We start from the raw sequence: 25497 nt of genomic DNA, 5'->3' as shown, positions 1-25497 counted from the left end.
GTGCCTTATAAATCGCATATAATGCTGACAAGCCGCGAAACGGTGACTATTTCATGACTTCCATCATATTAAGCACATTCGAACAGGAATAACCGAGTCGGATGACAAAGAGCACCCCAAACGACAAAGATGCGGGAAAACTTGCGTCACAAAGTTCGATGCAAAATGCCGGGACGACGGGCGGTCTGGAAGCCCTGATCGCGCGCGCTCATGCCGATGCGCAAAGCGGGCCGTCTACGAAAGAGCGCGGCATTCCGCCCGTCGAACGGTGGAATCCCGATTTCTGCGGCGACCTCGACATGGAGATCAGGGCCGACGGCACCTGGTTCTATATGGGGACGCCGATTGGTCGCAAACAGCTGGTGCGCCTGTTTTCCACTGTGTTGCGCAAGGACGAGGACGGCAAGACCTATCTCGTCACACCCGTCGAAAAAGTCGGCATCCGGGTTGAAGATGCGCCTTTCATTGCCGTTGAAATGCAGGTTTCCGGTGAGGGCGCGGCACAGACGCTGACCTTCCGCACCAATGTTGGTGATGTGGTGGAAGTCGATGCGGAGCATCCGTTGCGGTTCGTCGTTGAAGTGGAAAGTGACGGATTGAAACCCTATGTGCTTGTTCGCGGGCGTCTGGAGGCGCTGGTGACGCGCTCTGTGATGTATGATCTGGTCGGGCTTGGCGAGGAAATCGAGATCGACGGCGTGACGATGTTTGCCGTGCGGTCCGGCGGCGCCGTCTTCCCGATCATGCCAGCGGATGCGCTGGAAGCAGCCCAGAAATGATGGTGTACTGATGGAACGTGGCCTGAAATCCCTTTCGGCTTTTTCCGCCGGTGATTTTGCCAATCGCGTTCGCGACTGGCAGCCGGATCACAGCGAGATTACCGGCGACCATTCGCTCAATCCTGACTTCACGCAAGCCATGGTGACGTCACAGATGCGCGACGCGGCTGTGCTGGTGCCTGTGGTGGATCGCGGTCCTGATGCGACGGTGCTTCTCACCCAGCGCACCGATACGTTGCGAAAACATTCGGGCCAGATCGCGTTTCCGGGCGGGGCTATCGATCCGGGCGACGGCACGGCGGAACATGCAGCGCTTCGCGAGGCCAATGAGGAAATCGGTCTCGCCGCCGAGCGCGCCGAAATTATCGGCAATCTGCCGCGCTATCTGACCGGCAGCGGCTTTTCGATCACGCCGGTTCTGGCTGTAGTCAAGACACCGTTCGACCTGCATCCGAACCCGGATGAGGTGGCCGATATTTTCGAGGTGCCATTGTCTTTCCTGATGAATCCGGCCAATCACCGGCGCGAAAGCAGGGTGCTCAATGGCAAGGAACGATTTTACTACGCCATGCCCTATCACGAGCGATTCATCTGGGGGATTACCGCCGGAATCATTCGCGGACTTTATGAAAGGCTCTACGTTTGAGCGACAATGTGAACATTTCCGACACGGCGAGCTGGTTGAAGTCGAAGTCTCTGCAGGCGCTGTTCAAGGCCTTGAACCGTGATGGCGGGGAAGCGCGCGTGGTCGGCGGTGCGGTGCGCAACACATTGCTGGGCACTGCTGTCAGCGACGTCGATCTTGCCACCACGCATGTGCCGCAGGAAACGGTTCGATTGGCCGAGGAAGCAGGGTTCAAGCCTGTCCCGACCGGTATCGAACACGGCACGATCACCGTTGTCGTGCAGGGGCATGCCTATGAAGTGACGACCTTGCGCAAGGATGTCGAGACCGATGGCCGCCATGCCAAGGTTGCCTTTGGAACCGACTGGAAAACCGATGCCGAGCGGCGCGATTTCACCATCAATGCGCTCTATGCGACGGCGGATGGCACGATCATCGATCATGTCGGCGGGCTGGCCGATATTGAAACCCGGACACTGCGTTTCATCGGCGACGCCGAACAGCGCATCCGCGAGGACTACCTGCGGATCCTGCGCTTTTTCCGCTTCTTCGCGTGGTATGGCTCCGGGCGTCCGGAAGCCGAAGGCCTGCGCGCCAGCGCAAGGCTGAAGGATGGGATCGAGCAGCTATCCGCCGAACGCGTGTGGTCGGAATTGAAGAAGCTGCTGTCCGCTCCTGATCCGTCGCGCGCCCTTTTGTGGATGCGACAGGGCGGTGTGTTGAACCTCGTCCTGCCTGAAAGCGAAAAATGGGGCATCGACGCCATTCATGGCCTGGTGCGTTCGGAAGGCGATCTTGGCTGGTCGCCCGATCCGCTGCTGCGGCTTGAGAGCATCGTGCCGCCCGATGCGGTGCGTATGGAAGAAATGGGCAAGCGCCTGAAAATGTCCAATGCCGAGCGGGCGCGGCTGGAGGCCTGGTCGCGGGCGGATGCGGTGAAGCCGGAGCTGTCCGAACAGGCCTTGAAGAAAGTCATTTATCGTGGCAGCAAACAGGCGGTGTTGGACCGGATCAAGCTTGCCTATGCGGCGGCGCGTGCCGATGCGGCTGGCAGCGATGACGCGATGATCCGCGCTGGCGGCTTTTCGCGTTTGCTCGAAACAGCGGAACATTATGAAGCCCCCGTCTTTCCCGTGACGGGCGGTGATCTTCTGGCGCTCGGCGTGGAAAAAGGTCCGGGTCTGGGTGTGGCGCTGCGGTCGCTAGAAACTTTCTGGATCGACTCCGGTTTTAGCCTTGACCGGGCCACGCTTCTGGAGAAACTTGATCGCGATAAAATGAACAGCTGACCGCTTGTGTGCAAAATTCAGCCGTAGTTTCATCAGTTTATGGCTGGGAATCTTTTCAGCGCCGATTTGAAAGAGCATGAAATGTCCAATCCCGATACATCGATCCAAGATAAGGCAGCCTCTGATCCGAAACAGAAATTGGGCACTGAAGGTCTGGCCGCAATGGACCGCCCGAGCAAAATCACCCGGTTTTTCATGGGGATCGTCTCCTGGGCGGAAAGCCTTAATCTGAAATATGCCAAGCTCGGCAATCCGCCTGTTTATGACAATGCGACCTTCCCGTGGGCGGCAGAAATTGAAAAGGAATGGCCCGCCATTCGCAAGGAGCTGGACACGATCCTGCTGCGCCAGAGCGAGCTGCCGTCCTTTCAGGATATTTCGACCGATGTGAAGACGATTTCCACCGATAATCGCTGGAAGACATTCTTCCTGCTCGGCTTCGGCGTGAAGTCGGAGCAGAATATCAAGACCTGCCCGGAAACCTGGCGCATCGTGAACAAGATTCCGGGCCTGACCACGGCAATGTTCTCGATCTTCGAACCGGGCAAGCATCTGCCGCCGCATCGCGGCCCTTATAATGGCGTGCTGCGGCTGCATCTCGGCCTCATCGTGCCGGAGCCGAATGAAAAGCTGGCCATTCGCGTGGACAAGCAGGTCTGCCATTGGCATGAAGGCAAGGTTCTGATCTTCGACGACGCCTATGAGCATGAGGCATGGAACCACAGCGACAAGACGCGCGTGGTTCTGTTTGTCGACTTTGTGAAGCCGCTGAAATTCCCGGCCCGTTTCGTCAACTGGTGCCTGATGAACCTCGCGATCTTCACGCCCTTCATCAAGGAAGGGCTGGACAACCACAATGAGTGGGAAAAGAAGTTCTACGCAGAAGCCGAGAAGCTCCGCAATCAGCCAAAGGCCTGATGCCGGTTTGACTTTCGCCATGTGCGATCTTACATGCAGGTGAGAGGGCCAAACGGCCCTCAGACCTTCCCACCTCTGAAAGAGGAATTGTTGATGCTGGAGATTGTTGGAAGCCTTTAATCGTTCCGAACAAGAACTGTGATGACGGACGCTGAGCGCGTCTGATCGGGCAGTTGTTCAGGGACGGGAACGGCATTGGCCGTGGATAGCTGTGCGCTGTCCGCGAGTGCTGATGCTTGTCATGGTTTCCATCCAGGCATGAACAACAATGAATATCTCACGTATTGAACAGCGCGTGTTGCACGTGCTGGCGCAAGGCGGCCTTATCCGCCATTTGCGCGAAGACGGACGCGTCTGCGAAATCGAATGCTATACCCGCGAGGGTTACCTGCTCGCCGATTGTACAATGGCTGTGTTCCAGCAATTGCGGCGCAAACGGCTGATCGAATCCCGATCAGGCAGTCCCTATCGGATTTCGCTCAAAGGGCGCGAAAATGTTCGCGCTCAGCTCAATAACCGTTGAGGGAGGGCGTCATGCATCTTCGCAAGGAAAAGCCCGATGATATCGCTGCAATCCGTCATCTGACGGATGAAGCATTCAGCACGGTTCCCTATAGTAACCAGAGGGAAGGGGAGATCGTCGACGCACTTCGTGCAGCCTCGGCGCTCACCTTGTCGCTGGTTGCCGTGGACGGGGACACGGTTCTCGGTCATGTGGCCTTTTCGCCGGTTCAGATCGGCGGGGAGGACAAGGGTTGGTATGCGCTTGGTCCCATCTCGGTTCAGCCCGAAAGGCAAGGCGAGGGGATCGGTGGAGCACTCGTCCGTGAAGGTCTTGCTCTATTGCAGGCTGACGGCGCGAAAGGCTGTGTTCTAGTGGGCGATCCCGGTTATTACGGACGGTTCGGCTTCAAAGCCGATCCGCGGCTGAGAATGCCGGGTATAACTGCGGAATATGTCCAGTGTCTGGCTTTCGGGCCGGACATGCCGCAAGGCGACATCACACATCACCCCGCCTTTGGCGTATAAAAAAGGGCCGGTTATCCGGCCCTTTCTTTTTCGCAATTCTGCTGGAAATGCTTTACGGCCATTTCACCACGGGTGGCATGGACGACAGAATGGAGTTCACATTGCCGCCGGTCTTCAGGCCGAAGATGGTGCCGCGATCATAGAGCAGGTTGAACTCGACATAGCGGCCACGGCGCACGAGCTGTTCGTCGCGGTCGGCCTGCGTCCAGTCCTGATTGAAGTTCTGGCGCACCAGATGCGGATAGACGACGGAAAAACCGCGCCCCACATCGCGCGTATAGGCGAAATCGGCATCCCAGCCGCCATTCTCATCCGATGAATGCAGCCAGTCATAGAAGATGCCACCGGTGCCGCGCGGTTCATTGCGATGCGGCAGGAAGAAATACTCGTCGCACCAGTCCTTCACGCGCTGATAGTCGACAACATTCTTGTGCTTTTCGCAGATGAAGCGGAAAGCCTTGTGAAAGGCGAGCGTGTCGGCATCTTCCTGTGTGCGCCGGCGATCCAGAACCGGTGTCAGGTCGGCGCCACCGCCGAACCACTGGCGGCTCGTCACGACCATGCGCGTGTTCATATGCACGGCTGGCACATTCGGGTTTTGCGGATGCGCGATCAGCGAAATTCCGCTTGCCCAATAACGCGGATCTTCTTCCGCGCCGGGTATCTGCTTGCGGAATTCCGGCGAGAATTCGCCATAGACGGTGGAGACGTGAACGCCGACCTTCTCGAAAACGCGCCCGTGCATGATCGACATGACACCGCCGCCGCCTTTGCCTTCTTCCTTCAGCCAGGGCGTGCGCACGAAGCGGCCCGGATCGCGGTCGGACAGGGGGCCTTGCAGCTCGTCTTCAAGCTGCTCGAAGCTTGAGCAGATGCGGTCGCGCAGTTCCTCGAACCAGCGTTGCGCCGCCTGCTTCTTTTCCTCGATATCGTGGGGGATGATAGCGGGAATTTCGTCGCGTTGCATTGGTTGTTTCCTCTCGGCGCAATCTGCCGGATAAAAGCGTGCAGCCAAGGTTAAATGGCAAGGTGAAATAGGCTTTGCTATATCTGCTGGCTTAGCAAGTTCCGCCCCGCGCGCATAGGGCGAAGACCGGCTTCGACAGTTTGGTGAAATCGCTCTCCCCAAGAAAAGACTCGTCTTTGCAAAACCGCTACCCTATCTTTTGTGATCAAGGGGCTGGATGCGCGTGTTTCCAGCCAGCCGGGAGGCAATCGCATGACAGCAGCACCGCCCCGTCCTCCGCTCGAAGGCTTGCGCAAGCAGCTTGAGAAGAGCCGCGCTCAAAACAGCGCCAAGAAAAGCCGGTTGCCGCGCGACGGTTTCATCCGCGAAACATTCACCCTGCCGCGTCAGGCAGCACGCGAAAAAGCGCGGGAATGGTTCGACACATTTCCCAAATCCGCCTACTGGACCGAGATTGAAAGCTGGTGCGAGCGCCCCGACGATGTGATCGAATTCACCATGCGTCGGCTGCCAACGGCAGATTGAAGATCTGATTCAACATCTGCCGCCAACTGCTTGAAACAGGATTCAAATTGGATCGCAATAAAAGGCACCCAATATCGGCCGTATTGGGTGCCATTCATCTTGAGTCGTTATACCGTTACGACCTTATTCAGCAGCAGTTTGCGGTGCTTTTTCCCATGCGTCCCACTTGCCGATGATGCTGTCGGCATAGGCCTTGCCGACCCGGTAAGCATTGGTCGTGGCCAGAGGGAAACCGCCCGACTTTGCGCCGAGGGAATCAATGGCGGTCTGGTCCTTGCCCTGCCGGTCGAAATTGGAAGACGTGCGCAGGATGGCGATGCGGTTGAAATCCACCTTGCCCGCATCCGCAGCGCGCTTGAGCGCTGTCAGCGTGGCGTTATCTTCCATCTGCGAGGTGCAGTAATCGGCCTTGCCGTCGGTCAGAAGCTTGGCCCAATCGCTCATCGCTTCACCAAGCTTTGCACCATGCCAGTAGGTGTCACCGGACGCCGTATCGCAAATGGTGACTTTTGGCGCCCCGATGGCAGCTTCCTGTGTGTAGTGCTTGCGATATGCTTTCGCGTCGTCGCCATCGAGAAGGGCGACATCCTTCGTGGTGGCCAGCGCATAATCGGCCAGCTTGCCGTTCAGTTCAAAGACTTCCGTGCCCGCAGCCCATTTTGGCTTTTCGCCGGGCTTGGCCGCACCAAGGCCAAAGAAGTCCGTGCTCCAGCCTTCCGGGGCCTCACGGATATCGATGCGGTGGCTGAGATTGGCGTCGATGACGTATTTTGCCCAATGGGCCGAGCCGAGCGTGCCGTGCTGCGGATCGACGCCCGCAATGCCCGCAATCAGAAAATAGGTGTGGCTGAGGTCGAGCTTGTCGCTGAGCGCCATGGCTGCCGTGGAGCTTGCCGCATTGGCAAAACCCATGGCCGTCGTCATATGGCAAAGGCCCGCAGCAGTGCAGTCGATTTCCGGATATTCAGGGCTTAAGCCGGGCAGCTTGATCTTCTGCGTGAAGTTTTCCCCTTCCAGCCATGGCTTGGCTTCCTCACCAAACATGGTGATGACCATGACCTTGGGCGCCAGACGTTCGGCGCCCTTGGCGGCTTCCTGAGCAAAGGCCGGAGCAGCGGCCAGCAGCGAAAGGGTGGATGCCGCAAGAACGGCGGTGCGGGCAGACAGTTTCATGGAATGAAGCGCGCCTTTCGAACCGGAAATGGGGGGACGATGCGCGGCGATCCGGTCAATCCGCGACGCATGTTGAGGGCAATTCGAGTACTGATTCCGCCAAGACGCCTATGGTCTTGTTAGTTCACGCATTATCCGACGCAAAACCGCTTCGCACTTTTGCTGGAAATGCTTTTGAATAAGAATCACTTTCGCTTCTCATCTGGCGCAAAGCTTCCCCTGCCGTCATGGCGACCGAAACTGCAAGATTGAGGGAGCGGGTGCCGGGAACCATCGGGATCAGCAGGCGCGCATCGGCGCTGTCGTGGACTGCATCCGGCACACCGGAGGATTCACGCCCGAACAGGAGAATGTCATTCCCTTGAAAACGGTAGTCGGTATAGGGGATTGCAGCCTTGGTGGAGAGCAGTACGATGCGGCGTCCAGCTTGTTTGCGCCAGTCTTCGAAATGGTTCCAGTCGGCGTGTCGCGTCAGCGCGGCCTGTGCCAGATAATCCATGCCCGCACGCTTCAGGGAGCGGTCGGAAATGTCGAAACCCGCAGGCTCGATCAGGTCTACGGCAAAGCCGAGACATGCAGCCATGCGCAGAATTGTTCCCGTGTTGCCGGGAATGTCGGGCTGGTAAAGGGCGACGCGCAGATCCATATGAAGCGGGTAACGCGAAATGCCCGTCGTCGCAAGACTGCATATCGGGTGCGGTTCATGCGTCAACATCCCGTTGCGGATAGTTCTTACTAATCCCGTAGGATTGCAAAAAAGTTTCCTGTTTTGTTCCGGCCATGGCTTGGCAATTGCACAAGGCCCGCCTAAAAGGAGCGCCATGTTTAAGTGGTTCGAAAACCGACTCAATGCCTATCCCGAAGAGCCGCCGCAGGAACCTCCGCGCGGTCTGGTCGCGTTTTGCCTTTATTATACCCGCGGCGCTTGGCCGTGGATTATCGGCATGGCGATTTTCACCACCCTGATTGCAATCATCGAAGTGTCGCTGTTTGCCTTCATGGGCAATATTGTGGACTGGCTTTCCAACCAGTCGCGCGAGACGTTTCTGAGCAATGAAGGCTGGCGGCTGGCATTGATTGCCGGTGTCGTTCTGGTTGGCCTGCCGGGCGTGGTGCTGGTGCACTCGCTGGTGATCCATCAGACGCTGCTCGGCAATTATCCGATGCGCGTGCGCTGGCTGATGCACCGTTACCTGATCCGCCAGTCGATGGCGTTTTTCCAGGACGAATTTGCCGGGCGCATTTCAACCAAACTGATGCAGACCGCTCTTGCCGTTCGCGAAACGGTGATGAAGCTGCTCGACGTTCTGAACTATGTCATCGTCTATTTTGCGGGCACGCTGTTCATCGCGGCCTCCGCCGATCTGCGGTTGATGATCCCGTTCCTCGTCTGGCTCGTGGTCTATATGTTCCTGCTGCGCTTCTTCATTCCGCGCTTGCGGGTGATTTCGGAACAGCAGGCCGATGCGCGCTCGACCATGACGGGCCGCATCGTCGACAGCTACACCAATATTGCGACCGTCAAGCTATTCTCGCATTCGAGCCGCGAAGAATCCTATGTGCGAGAAAGCCTTGATGGTTTCCTCGGCACGGTGCATCGCCAGATGCGCCTCGTGACGATGTTCCACTTCACGCTCTACGTGTCGAACTGCCTGCTGCTGTTTGCTGTTGGTGTAATCGGTATCGGCCTCTGGATGCAGGAAGCTGTCACGGTGGGCGCGGTTGCCGTCGGCATCGGCCTTGTGCTGCGCCTCAACGGCATGTCGCAGTGGATCATGTGGGAAATGTCGGCGCTGTTCGAGAATATCGGCACGGTGGAAGATGGTATCACCACGATTGCGCGTGCACATGAAGTGGTGGATGTGCCCAATGCTCCGGCCCTGCATGTGACCAAGGGTGAACTGGATTTCGACAAGGTCGGGTTCCACTACGGCAAGGGCAAAGGCGTTCTGGAAAACCTGACGCTGAAGATACCGCCGGGCCAGAAAGTCGGTCTTGTCGGGCGTTCCGGTGCAGGCAAGTCCACGCTGGTCAATCTGCTGCTGCGCTTCTACGATCTGGAGAAGGGTCGCATTCTGATCGACGGGCAGGACATTTCGAAAGTGTCGCAAGACTCTCTGCGCGCCAATATCGGCATGGTCACGCAGGACACGTCGCTTCTGCACCGCACTGTCCGCGAAAACATCATGTATGGCAGGCCCGATGCGACCGAGGAAATGTTGCAGCAGGCGATCCGTCTTGCGCAGGCAGACCAGTTCGTTCCGCTCCTCACCGATCCGAAGGGACGGCGCGGACTGGACGCACATGTCGGCGAGCGCGGCGTCAAGCTGTCCGGTGGTCAGCGCCAGCGTATCGCCATTGCGCGCGTGATGCTGAAAGATGCGCCGATCCTCATTCTCGACGAGGCGACATCCGCGCTCGATTCGGAAGTGGAAGCGGCCATTCAGGACAGCCTCAATACGCTGATGGAAGGCAAGACGGTTATTGCGATTGCACACCGTCTGTCCACCATTGCCGCGCTTGATCGCCTGATCGTCATGGACAAAGGGCGGATCGTCGAAGACGGCACGCATGAGGAACTTGTTGCGCTCGGCGGCATTTATGCAAGTCTATGGGCACGTCAATCCGGCGGGTTCCTCGGCTTCGAAGACAATTCCGAGGATGCGCTGGTCAAGTAAGGAAAACGCTATTGATGAAAGCGGTCTACAGCCTGTTCGAACGTTGGGTTGATCCCTTCCGTGAACCGGACAATCTGAGACCGCCTTCAACCACCATGGCTTTCCTCTGGCATTATGCGCGGCAGGCCAAATGGCCGCTTGCCGCAGCGCTTGCGGCAGGCGGGCTTCTGCCGCTGGTGGAAGCAGCGCTGTTCTATTTCACCGGGCGTCTGGTCGATATTCTGGATCAGGCTGGCAGAGGCACCATAGAACGCAGCTGGTCTGCGCTCATCGAGGCTGCCGGGCCTGAGCTTCTCTTCATGGGCTTCACAGTTCTGGTGATCCGGCTGGTCGTCACCGCGGCAACGACCTTGCTGGAAGACCAGACCATGTCGCCCGGCTTCTACAACATGATCCGCTGGCAGGCGAATTCCTATGTGCTGCGCCAGTCCTATGCCTTTTTCCAGAATGATTTCGCGGGGCGTATCGCCACAAAGGTCTGGCAGGCCGGGCAGGCGGCGGGCGATCTGATCGAAAGTCTCATCCAGTCCGTCTGGTTCATGACGATCTACAGCGTCACCACGCTGTTTCTGGTCGGTCGGCTCGACTGGCGGCTGGCCGCTGCGGTCATCATCTGGATTATCGCTTTCGGCTTCATCGCATGGCGCTTTCTGCCGCGAATCCGCAAGAATGCAGAAGCTTCCGCCGAAGCGGGTTCTATGATCAACGGGCGGATCGTCGACAGCTATTCCAACATTCAAACCATCAAGCTCAACACTGCAGATGATGACGAGCGCTATCTGCGCGATGGTTTCGAACGCTATCTCGCGGCGATCCTGCCTTTCATGCGGTCGTTGACCGGTGTGCGTGTGTCGCTGACGGCCTTGTCCGGCCTGATGATCGTGAGCGTTGCGGCGATCGCCATCGATCTGTGGACGAAGGACGCGATCACCGTTGGTCAGGTGTCATTCACGCTCGGTCTCGTGCTGCGTCTCAACATGCTGCTTGGACGCCTCATGATGCAGCTCAACGGTATGCTGCGCCAGTTGGGTCTGATCGAAAATTCGATGCGCCTCGTCTCTGCACCACTCGGCCTTGAAGACCGGCCGGGCGCAAAGCCGCTGGTGGTTCGCGATGCGCGCATCGATGTGCGCGACGTGACATTCCATTACGGCAAGGGCGCGGGCGTTCTCCAGAACATCAATCTGACGGTACGGGGTGGCGAGCGCGTGGGGCTGGTCGGCCATTCCGGGGCAGGCAAGACCACGCTCGTCAACCTGATCCTGCGCCTCTACGATGTCGAAAAGGGCTCCATCGCGGTGGATGGGCAGGATATACGCGACGTCACGCAGACCTCGCTCCGCCACGCCTTTGCGGTCGTCAGTCAGGAAACCGCGCTTTTACATCGCTCGCTGCGCGATAATATCATGCTCGCCCGCGACGATGCCACCGACGAGGAATTGCAGAAGGCTACCCGGCAGGCAGAGGCTGACGGCTTCATCGCCAATCTCGAAGATTTTCAGGGTCGCAAGTCGTTCGATGCCTTTGTGGGCGAACGCGGCGTGAAACTGTCGGGCGGGCAGCGTCAGCGCATCGCCATTGCACGCGCCGTTTTGAAAGATGCGCCCATTCTGATTCTCGATGAGGCGACCTCGGCGCTCGATTCGGAAGTCGAAGCGTCGATACAGGAAAATCTGAAGCGACTCATGGAAGGAAAGACGGTGATTGCGATTGCGCATCGTCTGTCGACCATTGCCGCGCTCGACCGTCTGGTGGTCATGGACCAGGGCCGGATCGTCGAAGAGGGCACGCATGAGGAACTTATCGCCAAAGGCGGTATCTATGCTGGCCTCTGGGCACGCCAGTCTGGCGGGTTTCTCGCAGAGAACGGCGAAAACTGAAAACTTCAGGTCATCCGGGCCGGTCTTTAGCCTTGGCCGCAGCTTTGCTGTGTATCCATCAAATTAATCAAGCAAATCCGCCTGCGACATCGTGCCGTCCTAAGGGCTTGGTGTCTGGACAAGCGTTTTTTACGCGCATAAACCGGATAGTGAGATGGAGGGAATTTCGTCCTGCGAGCACTTGCGGGATAACTTTTGCGCAGGTGCAAAAGCGGACGAGGGGAGAGTTCAATTGAACATGCAGATTAAAAGGGAGTTGGCACGTGAGCGCACACGACACGGCTGAGCCGACACGGCGTGATTTTCTCTATATTGCGACGGGAATGGCCGGTGTGGTCGGTGTTGGCGGACTGGCATGGCCGTTTATCGACCAGATGCGTCCAGACGCTTCGACACTCGCAGCCGCTTCCATCGAAGTCGACGTTTCTTCTCTCGCAGAAGGCGCGTCCCTGACCGTCAAATGGCGCGGCAAGCCGGTATTCATCCGCAACCGTTCCGCCAAGGAAGTGGAAGAAGGCAAGAGCGCGGCTCTCGGTGATCTCAAGGATCCGGTCGCCCGCAATGCCAACCTTCCATCCGACGCACAGGCGACCGACGTTGCCCGCTCGGCAGGTGAAGGCAAGGAAAACTGGCTCATCATGATCGGCGTTTGCACCCATCTGGGTTGCGTGCCGCTTGGTGAATCCGGCGCATTCGGCGGCTGGTTCTGCCCATGCCATGGCTCGACCTATGACACTGCGGGTCGTATCCGCAGCGGCCCGGCACCGGAAAACATGCACATTCCGCAATATGCGTTCACTTCCGATACGGTCATCAGGATCGGCTAAAACAGGTCTTGGGGAGAGAAGACATGAGTGGTGGACACTCCACATATACGCCGAAGACCGGCATCGAAAAATGGGTGGACGAACGGCTTCCCTTGCCGCGTCTGGTCTATGATTCCTTCGTGGCCTATCCAACGCCGCGTAACCTGAACTACATGTACACCTTCGGTGGCATTTTGAGCTTCATGCTCATCGCGCAGATTCTGACCGGCATCGTTCTGGCGATGCACTATGCTGCGGATACGGGCATTGCGTTCAATTCCGTCGAAAAGATCATGCGCGACGTCAACTCCGGCTGGCTTCTGCGCTACATGCACTCCAACGGTGCATCCTTCTTCTTCATCGCCGTTTACCTGCATATTGCACGCGGTCTCTACTACGGCTCCTACAAGGCGCCGCGCGAGCTTCTGTGGATTCTCGGCGTGGTGATCTTCCTTCTCATGATGGCGACTGCCTTCATGGGCTATGTGCTGCCGTGGGGCCAGATGTCCTTCTGGGGCGCAACGGTTATCACCGGCTTCTTCACGGCCTTCCCGGTCATAGGCGAGCCGATACAGCAGCTTCTCCTTGGCGGCTTTGCGGTCGACAATCCGACGCTGAACCGTTTCTTCTCGCTGCACTATCTGCTGCCGTTCATGATTGCGGGCGTCGTCATCCTGCACGTCTGGGCGCTGCATGTGACCGGCCAGACCAACCCGACCGGCATTGAAGTGAAGTCGAAGACCGACACGGTTTCGTTCACGCCTTATGCGACCATCAAGGACGCTTTCGGCGCGCTCGTCTTCTTCGTGTTCTTCGCCTATTTCGTCTTCTACATGCCGAACTTCCTCGGCCACCCGGATAACTATATCCCGGCCGACTCGCTCAAGACGCCTGCTCACATCGTTCCTGAATGGTACTTCCTGCCGTTCTACGCGATGCTGCGCGCCATCACCTTCAACATCGGCCCGATCGACTCGAAGCTCGGCGGCGTTCTGACCATGTTCGGTTCGATCGCCATCCTCTTCGTGGTGCCTTGGCTCGATACGTCGAAGGTTCGTTCGGCTGTCTATCGCCCGTGGTTCAAGCTGTTCTTCTGGCTCTTCGTGATCAACGCCATCTTCCTTGGATGGCTGGGTTCGCGTCCTGCCGAAGGCTCCTATGTCTTCATGGCGCAGCTCGGTACGCTTTACTATTTCGCTTTCTTCATCGTCATCATGCCGGTTCTCGGCCTGATCGAGACGCCGAAGCGTCTGCCCAACTCGATTACCGAGGCTGTGCTGGCGAAGAGCGAAGGCAAGGCCGAGATTGCCCCCGTGGAAATCAAGGGCTGAACCAGCGAGAGATATGAAGGACGTAACGATGAAAAACATCCTCAAGAGCTTCGCTGCCTTTGGTATCGCTCCGCTGGTCGCACTTGGTCTTTCCATGAGCGGTGCCTTCGCTGAGGAGGGCGGCAATGCGGCGGAACCGACGCATTTCCCGATCCATCATCCAAAGCAGGAAAAGTGGAGCTTTGCCGGCCCGTTCGGCACCTATGACAAGGGGCAGCTGCAGCGTGGTCTGAAGGTCTATAAGGAAGTATGCTCGGCATGCCATTCCATGAACCTGGTGGCCTTCCGCACGCTGGAAGACCTCGGCTATTCGCCGGAACAGGTGAAGGCGCTGGCTGCCGAATATGAAGTGCAGGACGGCCCGAATGGCGAAGGTGAAATGTTCACCCGCAAGGCGTTGCCGACCGACCATTTCCCGGCGCCATTCCCAAATGCTGCTGCTGCTGCGGCTGCAAACAATGGCGCGGCTCCGCCTGACTTTTCGCTGATCGCCAAGGCGCGCGCAGTGGAACGCGGCTTCCCGCAGTTCATCTTCGACATCTTCACGCAATATGCCGAAGGTGGCCCGGATTATATTCACGCGCTTCTGACCGGCTTTGATGAGCAGCCGCCAGCGGGCATGCAGATTGCCGAAGGTACGCACTACAATCCGTACTTCATTTCGGCAAAGGCGCTTGCCATGGCCAAGCCGCTGAACGACGGTCAGGTTACCTATGATGATGGTTCGCCGCAGACGGTGGACCAGTATTCGCGCGACGTCGCGGCGTTTCTGATGTGGGCCGCAGAGCCGCATCTGGAACAGCGCAAGCGCACCGGCTTCCGGGTGATTGTGTTCCTGATTCTCTTTGCGGGTCTGGCCTATATCGCCAAGCGGTCGATCTGGTCTGACGTGAAGCACTGAGCTATCAGCTGATCTTTGAAAAGAGGGCGCCCGAAAAGGCGCCCTTTTTGTTTGTGGGGTGCTGATTTACAGTCGATAGCGGCCAGACCCGCCGCCCGAGCTGCCGTTTTGCTCGCTCATGCGCGAATAAGCTTGGCGTGGCTGCGATATCGTGATTGAAAAGGGATAACAGCCAGAGGCGTCTTGGTCGCCTTGCCGGGCGCGTTGACGAGGAAGGGATGCAGGTCACGGGGCCGCTCTCCAGTCGAGGCGTTCCGTCGTTGCTGAAAGTTCAAATTGAAAGGACCGACAATGGAATCCGGGCTCAAAGCCACCTTGAAGGATGCCATCAGAACCATTCCGGATTATCCCAAACCCGGCGTGCAGTTCCGCGACGTAACGACCCTGATGGGCGACGCGCAGGCATTCCGCCGCTCGGTCGACGAACTGGTCTATCCTTTTGCCGGTAACAAGGTGGATAAGGTTGCAGGCATTGAAGCCCGCGGCTTCATTCTTGGCGGCGCCATTGCGCACCAGATTTCCGCCGGTTTCGTGCCGATCCGCAAGAAGGGCAAGCTGCCGCGCGATACGGTGCGCATTGCCTACAGCCTTGAATATGGCATCGACGAAATGGAGATGCACCGCGACGCAATCGACAAGGGCGAGCGCATCATCCTCGTCGACGATCTGATCGCCACCGGCGGCACGGCGGAAGCCGCTGCCAAGCTGTTGTTGCAGATGGGGGCGAATATCGTTGCCGCCTGCTTCATCATCGATCTGCCGGACCTTGGCGGACGCAAGAAGCTGGAAGCGCTTGGCGTGCCCGTGCGCACGCTGGTTTCCTTCGAAGGCGACTGAGGACGAAGTTTTACAAAAAGGATACTGCGTTGACTTTGACGATCGGGTTTCTGATATTCCCATCCATTCAGCAACTCGATCTGACAGGTCCTTATGAAGTTTTCTCGTCGGCAGACGGAGCGCACGTTCACCTGATCTGGAAAGACCGGAACCCGGTTTTATCTTCATCGGGTCTCACATTTGTACCGACGACGACATTCGATGATTGTCCTCCGCTGGATGTTATCTGCATCCCAGGTGGAGGCGTGCAGCCACTACTGACTGACGCGGTCGTGCTGGATTTTGTGCGCGAGCAGGCGCGCAATGCACGCTATGTCACCTCTATCTGCACCGGAGCATTGGTTCTCGGTGCGGCAGGGCTTCTCGCGGGACGACGGGCAACCACGCACTGGAATGCGATGGATTTTCTTGAGCATTTCGGTGCGATACCGACCAAAGGACGCGTCGTGCAGGACGGCAATATCATCACGGCAGGTGGCGTCACGTCGGGGATCGACTTTGGACTGTCTATTCTCGAAGAGCTATTCGGGCGGGCGGAAGCGGAAACCGTGCAACTGACACTGGAATACGCGCCTGCACCTCCATTTCATTCCGGAACGCCCGATCAGGCGCGACCTGAAATTCTGGCGCTTGGACGCGAACGCCTCGCCGCATCCAGAGCGGCGAGAGAGGCGATTTTCGCCAAATGGCCAAAGCAATGATTGGCCCTACTGGCTTATGGCAGCTTGACCATGGCCGCGTTTTCGAACGACAGCACTTCCTCGCCATTCTGGTTGAAGGCGCGGCTGCTCATCGCCAGCATCGACCAGCCCGGGCGCGAAGCGAGCGGGCGCAGCGCATGGACGGTGCGCTTATAGGTGATGGTATCTCCGGCATAGACCGGCTTTGACCATTTCAGGTTTTCGAAGCCGGGCGAGGGACCGAAAGTCGGCGGCGTCTCGCCGCGCTTGAGCGCGTCCTTGGTTGCCTGCACGATGGAAGCGACATTCAGCTTCATGAACACCGCTGTCGTGTGCCAGCCAGAGGCGCACAGTCCGCCGAACAGGCTGTTCTTTGCAGCTTCAGCATCGAGATGAAACGGTTGCGGATCATATTTCGTGGCAAAGTCGATGATCTCTTCGGCGGTGAAAGTGTAGCTGCCGATGTCCAGTTCCCGACCGAGATTGTCTTCAAGATAGCTCATCATACACCCGCCTTGGCTTCGGCTTGCTGCGCCGCGTCGTAGTTACGGCGTCCCATCATGCAGGGATGCTGCATTTCGCACACGGTTTCACCGCGCTGATTGACCAGTGCGTGATGCAGGGTGACGAGACCGATTTCCGGGCGGCTCTTGGAAAGGCGGCGGTCGATGACCGTGGTAACACCGCTCAGCGTGTCGCCAGCGAGAACCGGGCGCTTCCAGCGGGTGAATTCGACGCCGGGGCCGCCTTGCGATGTGGAGTTGGTGAGAAAGGCGTCGCAAACGAGACGCATGATCAGCGATACGGTCTGCCAGCCTGAGGCGGCAAGACCGCCAAGCACACTGGCCTTGCCTGCTTCTTCATCGAGGTGGAAGGGCTGCGGATCGAATGCGCTTGCGAATTCGATGATCTCTTCCTTGTTGATCGTGCGCGGACCGAAAGGGATTTTCAGTCCCGGCACCATATCCTCATAGGCGTATTTCAGCTGGGGCTTGCTCACCCTCTATCTCCTCCAAACCGGTTTCCGGAAATGCTCTAAATATGCAAAGGCCGCCGGGATACGGCGGCCTGATCGTATCAGGTGTTGAAGCGGAAAAGCATCACATCGCCGTCATGGACGATGTATTCTTTGCCTTCGTCTCTCGCCTTGCCTGCTTCCTTGGCACCGACTTCGCCGTTGTATTTGACGTAGTCTTCATAGGCGATGGTCTGGGCGCGAATGAAGCCGCGCTCGAAATCGGTGTGGATCACGCCGGCAGCGCCGGGAGCCTTGGTTCCGCGACGGATGGTCCAGGCGCGGGTTTCCTTTGGTCCGGCGGTGAAATAGGTGATGAGGTCGAGAAGCTTGTAACCGGCGCGGATCAGGCGGTCGAGTCCCGGTTCCTCAAGGTCCATGCTCTCCAGATATTCCTTGGCTTCCTCATCAGGAAGTTGGGCAACTTCCGCTTCGATGGCGGCGGAGATGATGACCGTCTGTGCGCCCTGTTCCTCGGCCATCTTTTCGACGGCAGCGCTGTATGCGTTGCCCTTGGCGGCATCGCCTTCAGCGACGTTGCAGACATAGAGCACAGGCTTGGAGGTCAGAAGGTTCAGACCCTTCAGCGTCAGCAGGTCTTCTGCTGAGATATCCTTCAGCATCAGGCGAACCGGCTGGCCGTTCTGGAGCAGTTCAAGCGCTGCTTCCATCACCGGCAGAATGGTGAGGGCTTCCTTGTCCTTGCCGGTGGCGCGCTTGCGGATCTGCACGATACGGCGCTCGATGCTTTCAAGGTCCGACAGCATCAGTTCGGTTTCAACCGTCTGCGCGTCCGATACGGGATCGATACGGCCTTCGACATGGGTGATGTCGTCATCTTCGAAGCAGCGCAGCACATGCACGATGGCGTCCACTTCGCGGATATTGGCGAGGAACTGGTTGCCGAGGCCTTCGCCCTTCGAGGCGCCGCGGACAAGGCCCGCAATGTCTACGAAGTTGATGCGGGTCGGGATGATTTCCTTTGACCCGGCGATCTTGGCGATCCCGTTCTGGCGCGGGTCCGGAACCGCCACTTCGCCGGTGTTCGGCTCGATGGTGCAGAACGGATAGTTTGCAGCCTGTGCGGCGGCCGTTTTGGTCAGCGCGTTGAAAAGCGTCGACTTGCCAACATTTGGCAGACCGACGATGCCGCATTTGAAACCCATGATCGTACCTGTCAGACTAGAGCATTTCCAGCAAAAGTGCGAAGCGGTTTTGCGTTGGAAATGCGGTGATAACAAACAACTAGAGCGGTTCGAATGATTCTATCTTAACCAGAACCGCTCTAGAATAGAATTACCGTCGCTATGCGACATTGAGGTGTGAAGCGTCAAGAGGCGGCGGCGTCGCGCCCTTTGGAACGGCTTATTTTTACGCATTCTCCCACGCAAAACCGCTTCGCACTTTTGCTGGAAATGCTTTAGTCTTTCTTGCCCAGCAGCTTTTTCAGCATTTCAGCCATAGGGCCGCTTTCTGGAATGGCCGGTTTCTTCTGGTTCTGCCGCGCCTGACGAATATGGCTCTGCGCCTTTGGCGGAGCCTTCTCCAATTGCGCGGGATCGGCCTTGAAACCGCTCGGCCGCTGATTGCCGTCGCCCATGGCGAGCGCAATGCGGTTCATGAAGCTGTTATCGTCGCCCGGCTTGGCAAGCAGGCCTACATTGTCGGCGACAGCGCCCAGAAGCGTATCCAGCCATTCATTGTCGGCCTTGGCGAAGTCGCCGAGGACATAATTATGCACGAGTTCCTTCGCGCCCGGATGGCCGATGCCAAGCCGCATGCGGCGATAATTCTGGCCGCCGGGGAAGGACTGCACATGCGCGTCGATGGATTTGATGCCGTTATGGCCGCCGGAGCCGCCGCCGGTCTTGATGCGCAGCTTGCCCGGAATAAGGTCAAGTTCGTCATAGATGACGACGAGGTCGGCAGAGGTGAGCTTGTAAAAGCGCATGGCCTCGCCGATGGACTGGCCCGAGAGATTCATGAACGTCTGCGGCTTGATCAGCAGCACTTTTTCGCCGTCAATCACGCCATCGGCGATCTCGGCCTGAAACTTCTTCTGCCAGTTGGAAAAGCGATGGCGGCGGAATATTTCATCCGCCGCCATGAAACCGATATTATGCCGGTTATGCGCATATTTGGGGCCCGGATTGCCAAGACCTGCGATGAGCAGCATGGTTCAGAGCCCCCAAAATGCGGAAAGCGATTATTCGCCGTCCTTGGCTTCTTCTTCAGCGCCTTCAGCAGCAGCTTCGTCCGACTTCAGGCCGGCAGGAGCAGCAATGGTGGCGATGGTGAAGTCGCGGTCCTGAATGGCAGCAGACACGCCCTTCGGCAGCTTGATTGCCGAAATGTGGACGGAGTCACCGATTTCAAGGCCGGTCAGGTCGAATTCGAGCGCTTCCGGAATTGCATTGGCCGGAACGATCAGTTCAACGTCGTGACGAACGATGTTGAGAACGCCGCCGCGCTTGATGCCCGGTGCAGCTTCTTCGTTCTTGAAGTGAACAGGAACGTTCACGTGAACGACCGACTTTGCGGAAACGCGCAGGAAGTCGACATGCTGCGGGAAGTCGCGGACTGGGTCCATCTGGTAGTCCTTCGGGAGGACCTGAATCTTCTTGCCGTCTACTTCGACCGTGGCAACCGTGGTCTTAAAACCACCGCCATGAATCTTGTAGTAGATCTCCTTGTAGGAGACGGCGATTGCGAGGGGCTCCTGCTTGTCGCCATAGATGACTGCAGGAATCTGGCCGTTGCGACGCAGTTCGCGGGAGGACCCCTTACCAACCCGGGTACGCAGATCGGCCTTGAGCACGTAAGATTCGCTCATGGCATTTCCTTTCAAAGTTATTGGAGTGTCGCTCGTTGTAATTTTTGCGCCTGATCTTGACCGAAAACCGGTTTCCACTTTTCGGGATCATGCTTCAACAAACGACATGAAACAGCCCGTATCGTCTGTCACAAGGTGAAAGACCGGACCGCCCCATTCCGCGTTGCCTCCAAGGGTGTCTACGCGGATGGCGGTGGCTATAGACCATAGCGTGCGGCAGCGCAAGTTTTTTGGCCTGCCAGCGATTGCCGCGCCCGGCATCTGTGGGCATTTCTCATAACCGGTGGCATTGGCTGCGTCAAAGATGTTAAGCGAATGCCTGATCGACCGCTGGCCTGGCCGTGCGAGTCGTCTGTTCCTGTCATTTTCAATCAAGGAGGCGAGATGCAGGTCGGTATCGACATGGGTGCTGTTGCTGGAAGCGGTTCTGCCTCGGCAGCGGCGCTTGGCGGTGGCAAGCAGGCCATGCTTGATCTTGAGGAGCTTCTCGCCACGCGTCTGCTCGTGCAGGGTAATTCCGGCTCCGGCAAGTCGCATCTTTTGCGCCGCCTGCTGGAACAGAGCGCGCAATGGGTGCAGCAGTGCATTGTCGACCCGGAAGGGGACTTTGTCACGCTGGCCGATCTTTACGGCCATGTCGTCGTTGATGCTGCCCGCACCGAAGCCGAACTGACCCGCATCGCCGGACGTATCCGTCAGCACCGTGTTTCGGTGGTGCTTAATCTGGAAGGTCTCGATGTTGAGCAGCAAATGCGCTCGGCAGCGGCTTTCCTTGGCGGACTTTTCGACGCCGAACGCGACTACTGGTATCCGATGCTTGTGGTGGTGGATGAGGCGCAGCTTTTTGCGCCTGCCGCCGCTGGCGAAGTGTCCGACGAAGCGCGCAAGCTATCGCTCGGCGCGATGACCAATCTCATGTGTCGCGGGCGCAAGCGCGGACTGGCGGGTGTTATTGCCACGCAGCGTCTGGCCAAGCTTGCCAAAAACGTGGCTGCCGAGGCCTCCAACTTTCTGATGGGCCGCACCTTTCTCGATATCGACATGGCGCGCGCCGCCGATCTGCTCGGTATGGAGCGCAAGCAGGCGGAAATGTTCCGCGATCTGGAGCGCGGGCATTTTGTTGCACTTGGACCGGCACTGTCGCGACGCCCGCTGCCGATCCGCATCGGCAAAGTGGAAACTTCCGCGCGTTCGTCATCGCCGAAGCTGATGCCGCTGCCCGATGCGCCGGAAGATGCGCTCGATCTGATCTTTACACCTGCGCCGCAGGAAATCCGCACCGTCGTGCGCCGGACGCCTCCACCACCGCCGCCGCCATCCACGGCGGAAATTCTGGCGCAAGTGGCCAAGCCGAAGCCCGAGGCAGAGCCGGTCGAAGCGCCGCTCTTTCCGGGTATCGTTGAAGCGGAACGCGACGAGCTTCTCGATAAGGTCATGCGTGAGATCGTGGATGACCCGGAAGCTTCGTTCCGGTCTGTGGCCGTTCTCTATCAGGACTTTCTGGTGCGCTGCCGCATTCACCGCGTTCCGGGCGAACCACTGGCTTTGCCAGCCTTCCGCCGGCGGCTGGCGGTGGCGCAGGCCAGCATTGAAAGCGATGTGGCGAGCGGCGAAACGTGGCAGCAGGCGCTGTCACTGTCGGAAACCCTCACAGATGATGTGCAAGGTGTGTTCCTGATCGTCGCACAGGCGGCGGTAACCGGTGCGCCTTGCCCGTCCGATGCGGCGCTGGCGCGCGCCTATGGCACGCACTCGTTCAGCCGCGCCCGGCGTCTGCTGACGTATTTCGAGGAGCGTGGGCTTCTCGTTGTCCGGAATGATTTCAAGGGAATGCGCATTGTCAATTTCCCCGATCTTGCCTGCGAAACGGCACCGGGTGATCCCAACGCTCCGGACGATCTGGCGGAAGAGGGCGCAGCTGCCGAGTAGGGCCAAGTTGTTGCCTGTGAAAACTGTCATGAACCTGTAATGATCCTCGCCGACAGCTTGCGAGACGGATCATTCAGGGCAGTAGCGTGACAGAGCCAGTAAAGCAGCCAGGTTTCAGAGAACTCTTCACGACTTTCGGCAAAGTGGGTCTGCTGTCGTTCGGCGGTCCCGCTGCCCAGATCGCCATGCTGCAACGCATCATCGTGGATGAGAAGAAATGGATGGATCAGGAACGACTGATCCATGCGCTGAACTTCTGCATGTTATTGCCCGGGCCGGAAGCCATGCAGCTTGCGACCTATTCGGGCTGGGCTGTCAAAGGCTGGCGCGGCGGCCTGCTGGCAGGGCTTCTGTTCGTGTTGCCCGGCGCTGTCGTGATGCTCGCGCTCTCCGCGCTTTATATTGCATTCGGGCATGTGGAGATGGTGGCAGGCCTGCTGTTTGGCCTCAAGGCGGCGGTGCTGGCTGTGGTGTTCGAAGCGCTTTACCGCATGGCGAAACGCACGCTTGCTGCCGGTTTTTCCTATGCAGTGGCGATTGCAGCATTTATTGCCATTGCGCTTTTGAAGCTGCCGTTTCCGCTCGTCGTTCTGCTGGCGGCGATGGCAGGCGGCTTGCGCCATATCCTTCAGGGCAGCGGGGCGGGCGCTGGTTTGGGCGAGGCGACGCCCGGCGCTTTGCGCGAGTTCACGCAGCAAGCGCTGGTCTGGGGCGGGCTTTGGCTCGCACCGCTCGTTCTTCTCTATGTGGCTTTCAGCGGCGCTCATGTCTTCGTGCAGGAGGCGGCGTTCTTCTCAAAGCTCGCTGCGGTGACCTTCGGTGGCGCCTATGCCGCGCTGTCCTATACGGCGCAACAGGCGGTCGAGCATTTCGGCTGGATGAAGCCAGGCGAAATGCTGACCGGGCTGGGGCTGGCCGAAACCACGCCGGGACCGCTGATCCTCGTGCTGGTTTTCGTCGGCTTCGTGGGGGCTGCGAACCTGTCGGGCATGCCGCCAATTCTGGGCGGCCTCGTTGGCGGCATCATTGCCCTGTGGTTTACCTTCGTGCCGTGTTTTCTATGGATTTTGGCGGGCGCGCCGTTTGTGGAACGGCTGCGTCAGGTGCGCTGGCTTTCGGCCATGCTGAGCGGCATCACGGCGGCGGTCGTGGGCGTGATCGCCAATCTGGCGCTGTGGTTCTCGCTGCATGTGCTGTTTGCGCAGGTGCTGGATAAGGCGGTGGGGCCGTTCAGCGTGCCCTTGCCAGTCTGGAGCACAATAGACAATGCCGCCGTCCTGATCGCAGGCGCGGCGGCATTGTTGCTTGTCGTTCTGAGGCTCAACATGCCGCTTGTGCTGTTGCTCGCGGCATGCCTCGGAATTGTGATCCGCTTGATATTTTAGTCGAACAGGCTCGAGACGGATTCTTCCGCTGCCGTACGTGCAATGGCTTCGCCGATCAGATCGGAGATAGAGAGCACGCGGATATTCGGTGCATCGTTGATCGCGGTGGTCGGCTGGATGGAATCGGTGATCACCAGTTCCTTCAGCTTCGAAGAGGCGATACGGGCAACGGCGCCGCCGGACAGAACGCCATGCGTGATGTAAGCGGTGACGCTGTTCGCGCCCTTGGCCAGCAGGGCTTCGGCTGCGTTGCAGAGCGTGCCGCCGGAATCAACGATATCGTCGAACAGCAGGCAGTCTTTGCCAGCCACTTCACCGATGACGTTCATGACTTCCGATTCACCCGGACGTTCGCGGCGCTTGTCCACGATGGCGAGCTGCGCGTCGATGCGTTTGGCCAGCGAGCGGGCGCGAACCACGCCGCCGACGTCCGGCGATACGACCATGCAGTTGCCGGTTGCGTAATTGGCCTTCACGTCACGCGCAATAACCGGAACGGCATAGAGATTGTCGGTCGGGATATCGAAGAAGCCCTGAATCTGACCGGCATGAAGATCAAGGGTCAGAACGCGGTTTGCACCGGCTTCAGTGATGAGGTTGGAAACCAGCTTGGCAGAGATCGGCGTGCGCGGGCCGGGCTTGCGGTCCTGACGGGCATAGCCGAAATAGGGCAGCACGGCGGTGATGCGGCGCGCCGACGAACGACGGAAGGCGTCGATCATGATGAGCAGTTCCATCAGGTGATCGTTTGCCGGATAGGAAGTCGATTGCAGAACGAACACGTCTTCGCCGCGTACGTTTTCCTGGATCTCTACGAAGATCTCCTGATCGGCGAAGCGGCGAACGCTAGCCTTGCCGAGCGGGATGTTGAGATATTTAGCAACGGATTCGGCAAGTGCCCGGTTGGAGTTGCCTGCGAAAAGTTTCATTCTTTTTGCCTCTGAGCCGATGCGATAGGTTTGCGGTTTCGTTCTGTCGCAAAAAGTCCGTATAACGGACGTAATCTTGTTTCGCGCATGGACCGCAACGATGCGGGGCCCAGCAACGTCATCCTTTAAAAACTTTAAAGCCGCGTACTTTTGGCCGGTCAGGTTAAGTACAGCAGCTTACAAGGTTTTCTCGAATGTGGGGCCTATTGCAAAGAGTCACCGTCATTGCAAGGCCCGACTGTTCACAATTGTTGAAAAAGGCCGGATTTCCGGCCTTTCCGCGTGTCAAAAAGCGGGGATTCAGTAAGGGATTTCAGTTCCTTGCTGAAAATGCTCACAGTTTATGCGCGATTTGCCGCAAGCCAGGTAGAATATTCCTGCATGGTGCGGTCGGCGATGGCCTGCATCGTGGCGGGCTGCACCACGCTCCATGAGTCTGCCGCTGCACCTTGCACTTTCTCCTGCCCCTGAATGCGGTGCAACCGGTTGCCGGAAGCGTCCAGCACATCCCAGACATAGAGCACGGTCGTCTGGTTGTCTTCCGAGAGAACCGAGAAATACCCCTTCATGACATAGGCAGCACTCGTGTCATTGGCGCCTGCCAGCTCCACGCCCTTGGCCTTGGCATCGTCATTCATGCGATGCGTCAGCGGGGTCACGACATTGACGGGCGCGCCGACAATGGGCGCAATGTGCAACTTGCCCGGTTTCAGCGTCGCTGTGCGCCCCGCCGTGGTCGCAGGTGTTGTGGTTCCGGGGGTCGTCACAGCGCCCGGCGTCGTTGCCTGACCGTTAGCCGGTTGCCCGACAGCCTGACTAGAAGCTTGGCTTGTGTTTTGGCCAGAGCCCTGCACGTTCAGTGCGGATTCGGTGCTGTTGCAGGCAGCGAGCGCTCCGGCAAGCAACAGCATCATCGAAATATGTGCCTTGTTCATGTTCGGCTTCATGCTCCTGAAAACGCATAGTCCTGAAAATACAGGCGGTTCTC

Annotated in this window: 26 protein-coding genes; 16 read left to right on the top strand and 10 right to left on the bottom strand. The window is 58.3% G+C overall.

All coding sequences use genetic code 11. The features are described from left to right. Positions 1-101 precede the first annotated feature (101 nt). From FGI60_RS11370 to FGI60_RS11345, 6 genes are all read left to right on the top strand, one after another. The gene (locus tag FGI60_RS11370; protein ID WP_138785269.1) at positions 102-779 is read left to right on the top strand and encodes a DUF1285 domain-containing protein; all 678 of its coding nucleotides are present in this window, start codon (positions 102-104) and stop codon (positions 777-779) included. A gap of 10 nt (positions 780-789) precedes the next feature. Further along, a complete protein-coding gene (locus FGI60_RS11365; protein WP_138785268.1) occupies positions 790-1425 on the top strand; it encodes a CoA pyrophosphatase in 636 nt (211 codons plus the stop codon). Beyond that, positions 1422-2693, top strand: a complete 1272-nt coding sequence (locus tag FGI60_RS11360; protein WP_138785267.1) for a CCA tRNA nucleotidyltransferase — start codon at positions 1422-1424, stop codon at positions 2691-2693. Before FGI60_RS11365 ends, FGI60_RS11360 begins: the two co-directional genes overlap by 4 nt. An 81-nt stretch (positions 2694-2774) precedes the next feature. Beyond that, positions 2775-3611, top strand: a complete 837-nt coding sequence (locus FGI60_RS11355) for an aspartyl/asparaginyl beta-hydroxylase domain-containing protein (RefSeq protein ID WP_138785266.1) — start codon at positions 2775-2777, stop codon at positions 3609-3611. A 268-nt stretch (positions 3612-3879) separates the two neighbouring features. Then, a complete protein-coding gene (locus tag FGI60_RS11350; RefSeq protein ID WP_078338761.1) occupies positions 3880-4134 on the top strand; it encodes a YjhX family toxin in 255 nt (84 codons plus the stop codon). A gap of 11 nt (positions 4135-4145) precedes the next feature. Then, positions 4146-4640, top strand: coding sequence for a GNAT family N-acetyltransferase (locus tag FGI60_RS11345; protein ID WP_138785265.1), 495 nt, complete (start codon positions 4146-4148; stop codon positions 4638-4640). 52 nt (positions 4641-4692) lie between these two features. On the opposite strand, the gene hemF is transcribed toward FGI60_RS11345, so the two are convergent. Next, the gene (gene hemF / locus FGI60_RS11340) at positions 4693-5607 is read right to left on the bottom strand and encodes an oxygen-dependent coproporphyrinogen oxidase (RefSeq protein WP_138785264.1); all 915 of its coding nucleotides are present in this window, start codon (positions 5605-5607) and stop codon (positions 4693-4695) included. Between the two features lie 252 nt (positions 5608-5859). Between hemF and FGI60_RS11335 the strand changes: the two genes are divergently transcribed. Beyond that, a complete protein-coding gene (locus FGI60_RS11335; protein ID WP_078338758.1) occupies positions 5860-6132 on the top strand; it encodes a hypothetical protein in 273 nt (90 codons plus the stop codon). 123 nt (positions 6133-6255) lie between these two features. Here FGI60_RS11335 and FGI60_RS11330 read toward each other — a convergent pair whose 3' ends face one another. After that, on the bottom strand, positions 6256-7305 hold the full coding sequence (locus tag FGI60_RS11330) for a purine-nucleoside phosphorylase (protein WP_138785263.1): 1050 nt from the start codon (positions 7303-7305) through the stop codon (positions 6256-6258). A gap of 124 nt (positions 7306-7429) precedes the next feature. Next, on the bottom strand, positions 7430-7951 hold the full coding sequence (locus tag FGI60_RS11325) for a tRNA (cytidine(34)-2'-O)-methyltransferase (protein ID WP_138785449.1): 522 nt from the start codon (positions 7949-7951) through the stop codon (positions 7430-7432). Between the two features lie 175 nt (positions 7952-8126). On the opposite strand from FGI60_RS11325, the gene FGI60_RS11320 reads away from it, so the two are divergent. The 7 genes from FGI60_RS11320 (at position 8127) to FGI60_RS11285 (ending at position 16439) form a co-directional block, all read left to right on the top strand. Then, positions 8127-9983 (top strand): ABC transporter ATP-binding protein, encoded by a 1857-nt coding sequence (locus tag FGI60_RS11320; protein ID WP_138785262.1) that lies wholly within the window; start codon positions 8127-8129, stop codon positions 9981-9983. 14 nt (positions 9984-9997) lie between these two features. After that, positions 9998-11863, top strand: a complete 1866-nt coding sequence (locus tag FGI60_RS11315) for an ABC transporter ATP-binding protein (RefSeq protein WP_138785261.1) — start codon at positions 9998-10000, stop codon at positions 11861-11863. A gap of 263 nt (positions 11864-12126) precedes the next feature. Then, a complete protein-coding gene (gene petA / locus FGI60_RS11305; RefSeq protein ID WP_078338755.1) occupies positions 12127-12690 on the top strand; it encodes a ubiquinol-cytochrome c reductase iron-sulfur subunit in 564 nt (187 codons plus the stop codon). A 23-nt stretch (positions 12691-12713) separates the two neighbouring features. Continuing rightward, complete coding sequence (locus FGI60_RS11300) at positions 12714-14000, top strand: cytochrome b (RefSeq protein WP_138785260.1); 1287 nt, start codon at positions 12714-12716, stop codon at positions 13998-14000. Positions 14001-14028: 28 nt separating this feature from the next. Further along, positions 14029-14901: a cytochrome c1 gene (locus tag FGI60_RS11295; protein ID WP_171058753.1), complete on the top strand. Its 873-nt coding sequence runs from the start codon at positions 14029-14031 to the stop codon at positions 14899-14901. Between the two features lie 291 nt (positions 14902-15192). Further along, positions 15193-15738, top strand: coding sequence for an adenine phosphoribosyltransferase (locus FGI60_RS11290; RefSeq protein WP_138785258.1), 546 nt, complete (start codon positions 15193-15195; stop codon positions 15736-15738). A 29-nt stretch (positions 15739-15767) separates the two neighbouring features. Beyond that, positions 15768-16439, top strand: coding sequence for a DJ-1/PfpI family protein (locus FGI60_RS11285; protein ID WP_138785257.1), 672 nt, complete (start codon positions 15768-15770; stop codon positions 16437-16439). 14 nt (positions 16440-16453) lie between these two features. Here the strand turns inward: FGI60_RS11285 and FGI60_RS11280 are convergent, their stop codons facing one another. From FGI60_RS11280 to FGI60_RS11260, 5 genes are all read right to left on the bottom strand, one after another. Then, the gene (locus FGI60_RS11280; RefSeq protein WP_078338750.1) at positions 16454-16921 is read right to left on the bottom strand and encodes a MaoC family dehydratase; all 468 of its coding nucleotides are present in this window, start codon (positions 16919-16921) and stop codon (positions 16454-16456) included. Further along, positions 16921-17418, bottom strand: coding sequence for a MaoC family dehydratase (locus FGI60_RS11275; protein ID WP_138785256.1), 498 nt, complete (start codon positions 17416-17418; stop codon positions 16921-16923). Before FGI60_RS11275 ends, FGI60_RS11280 begins: the two co-directional genes overlap by 1 nt. A 77-nt stretch (positions 17419-17495) precedes the next feature. Continuing rightward, positions 17496-18599: a redox-regulated ATPase YchF gene (gene ychF / locus FGI60_RS11270; protein ID WP_138785255.1), complete on the bottom strand. Its 1104-nt coding sequence runs from the start codon at positions 18597-18599 to the stop codon at positions 17496-17498. 254 nt (positions 18600-18853) lie between these two features. Continuing rightward, positions 18854-19609, bottom strand: a complete 756-nt coding sequence (gene pth / locus FGI60_RS11265) for an aminoacyl-tRNA hydrolase (protein WP_138785254.1) — start codon at positions 19607-19609, stop codon at positions 18854-18856. 30 nt (positions 19610-19639) lie between these two features. Next, the gene (locus FGI60_RS11260) at positions 19640-20266 is read right to left on the bottom strand and encodes a 50S ribosomal protein L25/general stress protein Ctc (RefSeq protein WP_078338746.1); all 627 of its coding nucleotides are present in this window, start codon (positions 20264-20266) and stop codon (positions 19640-19642) included. 384 nt (positions 20267-20650) lie between these two features. Between FGI60_RS11260 and FGI60_RS11250 the strand changes: the two genes are divergently transcribed. Together FGI60_RS11250 and chrA are read left to right on the top strand one after the other, a co-directional pair. Beyond that, positions 20651-22195 carry an ATP-binding protein gene (locus FGI60_RS11250; RefSeq protein ID WP_138785253.1) on the top strand — a complete coding sequence of 515 codons (1545 nt, stop codon included), beginning with the start codon at positions 20651-20653 and terminating at the stop codon, positions 22193-22195. 86 nt (positions 22196-22281) lie between these two features. Next, a complete protein-coding gene (gene chrA, locus FGI60_RS11245) occupies positions 22282-23580 on the top strand; it encodes a chromate efflux transporter (protein WP_138785252.1) in 1299 nt (432 codons plus the stop codon). On the opposite strand, the gene FGI60_RS11240 is transcribed toward chrA, so the two are convergent. Further along, positions 23577-24509, bottom strand: a complete 933-nt coding sequence (locus tag FGI60_RS11240; RefSeq protein ID WP_138785251.1) for a ribose-phosphate pyrophosphokinase — start codon at positions 24507-24509, stop codon at positions 23577-23579. The two genes, chrA and FGI60_RS11240, sit on opposite strands and share 4 nt — an antisense overlap. 341 nt (positions 24510-24850) lie before the next feature. Continuing rightward, a complete protein-coding gene (locus FGI60_RS11235; RefSeq protein ID WP_138785250.1) occupies positions 24851-25456 on the bottom strand; it encodes a hypothetical protein in 606 nt (201 codons plus the stop codon). Between the last annotated feature and the right edge of the window lie 41 nt (positions 25457-25497).

The organism is Brucella haematophila (assembly GCF_005938105.1).
Lineage (GTDB): Bacteria > Pseudomonadota > Alphaproteobacteria > Rhizobiales > Rhizobiaceae > Brucella > Brucella haematophila.
This window is presented reverse-complemented; position numbering and strand designations above follow the sequence as displayed.

Coding starts and splice junctions, on each gene's coding strand:
- hemF (WP_138785264.1), bottom strand. CDS start 5,607: ATGCAACGCGACGAAATTCCCGCTATCATCCCCCACGATATCGAGGAA.
- FGI60_RS11260 (WP_078338746.1), bottom strand. CDS start 20,266: ATGAGCGAATCTTACGTGCTCAAGGCCGATCTGCGTACCCGGGTTGGT.
- pth (WP_138785254.1), bottom strand. CDS start 19,609: ATGCTGCTCATCGCAGGTCTTGGCAATCCGGGCCCCAAATATGCGCAT.
- FGI60_RS11370 (WP_138785269.1), top strand. CDS start 102: ATGACAAAGAGCACCCCAAACGACAAAGATGCGGGAAAACTTGCGTCA.
- FGI60_RS11300 (WP_138785260.1), top strand. CDS start 12,714: ATGAGTGGTGGACACTCCACATATACGCCGAAGACCGGCATCGAAAAA.
- FGI60_RS11250 (WP_138785253.1), top strand. CDS start 20,651: ATGCAGGTCGGTATCGACATGGGTGCTGTTGCTGGAAGCGGTTCTGCC.
- FGI60_RS11335 (WP_078338758.1), top strand. CDS start 5,860: ATGACAGCAGCACCGCCCCGTCCTCCGCTCGAAGGCTTGCGCAAGCAG.
- FGI60_RS11315 (WP_138785261.1), top strand. CDS start 9,998: ATGAAAGCGGTCTACAGCCTGTTCGAACGTTGGGTTGATCCCTTCCGT.
- FGI60_RS11320 (WP_138785262.1), top strand. CDS start 8,127: ATGTTTAAGTGGTTCGAAAACCGACTCAATGCCTATCCCGAAGAGCCG.
- FGI60_RS11280 (WP_078338750.1), bottom strand. CDS start 16,921: ATGAGCTATCTTGAAGACAATCTCGGTCGGGAACTGGACATCGGCAGC.
- FGI60_RS11365 (WP_138785268.1), top strand. CDS start 790: ATGGAACGTGGCCTGAAATCCCTTTCGGCTTTTTCCGCCGGTGATTTT.
- FGI60_RS11325 (WP_138785449.1), bottom strand. CDS start 7,951: ATGGATCTGCGCGTCGCCCTTTACCAGCCCGACATTCCCGGCAACACG.
- FGI60_RS11355 (WP_138785266.1), top strand. CDS start 2,775: ATGTCCAATCCCGATACATCGATCCAAGATAAGGCAGCCTCTGATCCG.
- FGI60_RS11330 (WP_138785263.1), bottom strand. CDS start 7,305: ATGAAACTGTCTGCCCGCACCGCCGTTCTTGCGGCATCCACCCTTTCG.
- ychF (WP_138785255.1), bottom strand. CDS start 18,599: ATGGGTTTCAAATGCGGCATCGTCGGTCTGCCAAATGTTGGCAAGTCG.
- FGI60_RS11350 (WP_078338761.1), top strand. CDS start 3,880: ATGAATATCTCACGTATTGAACAGCGCGTGTTGCACGTGCTGGCGCAA.
- FGI60_RS11240 (WP_138785251.1), bottom strand. CDS start 24,509: ATGAAACTTTTCGCAGGCAACTCCAACCGGGCACTTGCCGAATCCGTT.
- FGI60_RS11235 (WP_138785250.1), bottom strand. CDS start 25,456: ATGAAGCCGAACATGAACAAGGCACATATTTCGATGATGCTGTTGCTT.
- FGI60_RS11345 (WP_138785265.1), top strand. CDS start 4,146: ATGCATCTTCGCAAGGAAAAGCCCGATGATATCGCTGCAATCCGTCAT.
- FGI60_RS11295 (WP_171058753.1), top strand. CDS start 14,029: ATGAAAAACATCCTCAAGAGCTTCGCTGCCTTTGGTATCGCTCCGCTG.
- FGI60_RS11290 (WP_138785258.1), top strand. CDS start 15,193: ATGGAATCCGGGCTCAAAGCCACCTTGAAGGATGCCATCAGAACCATT.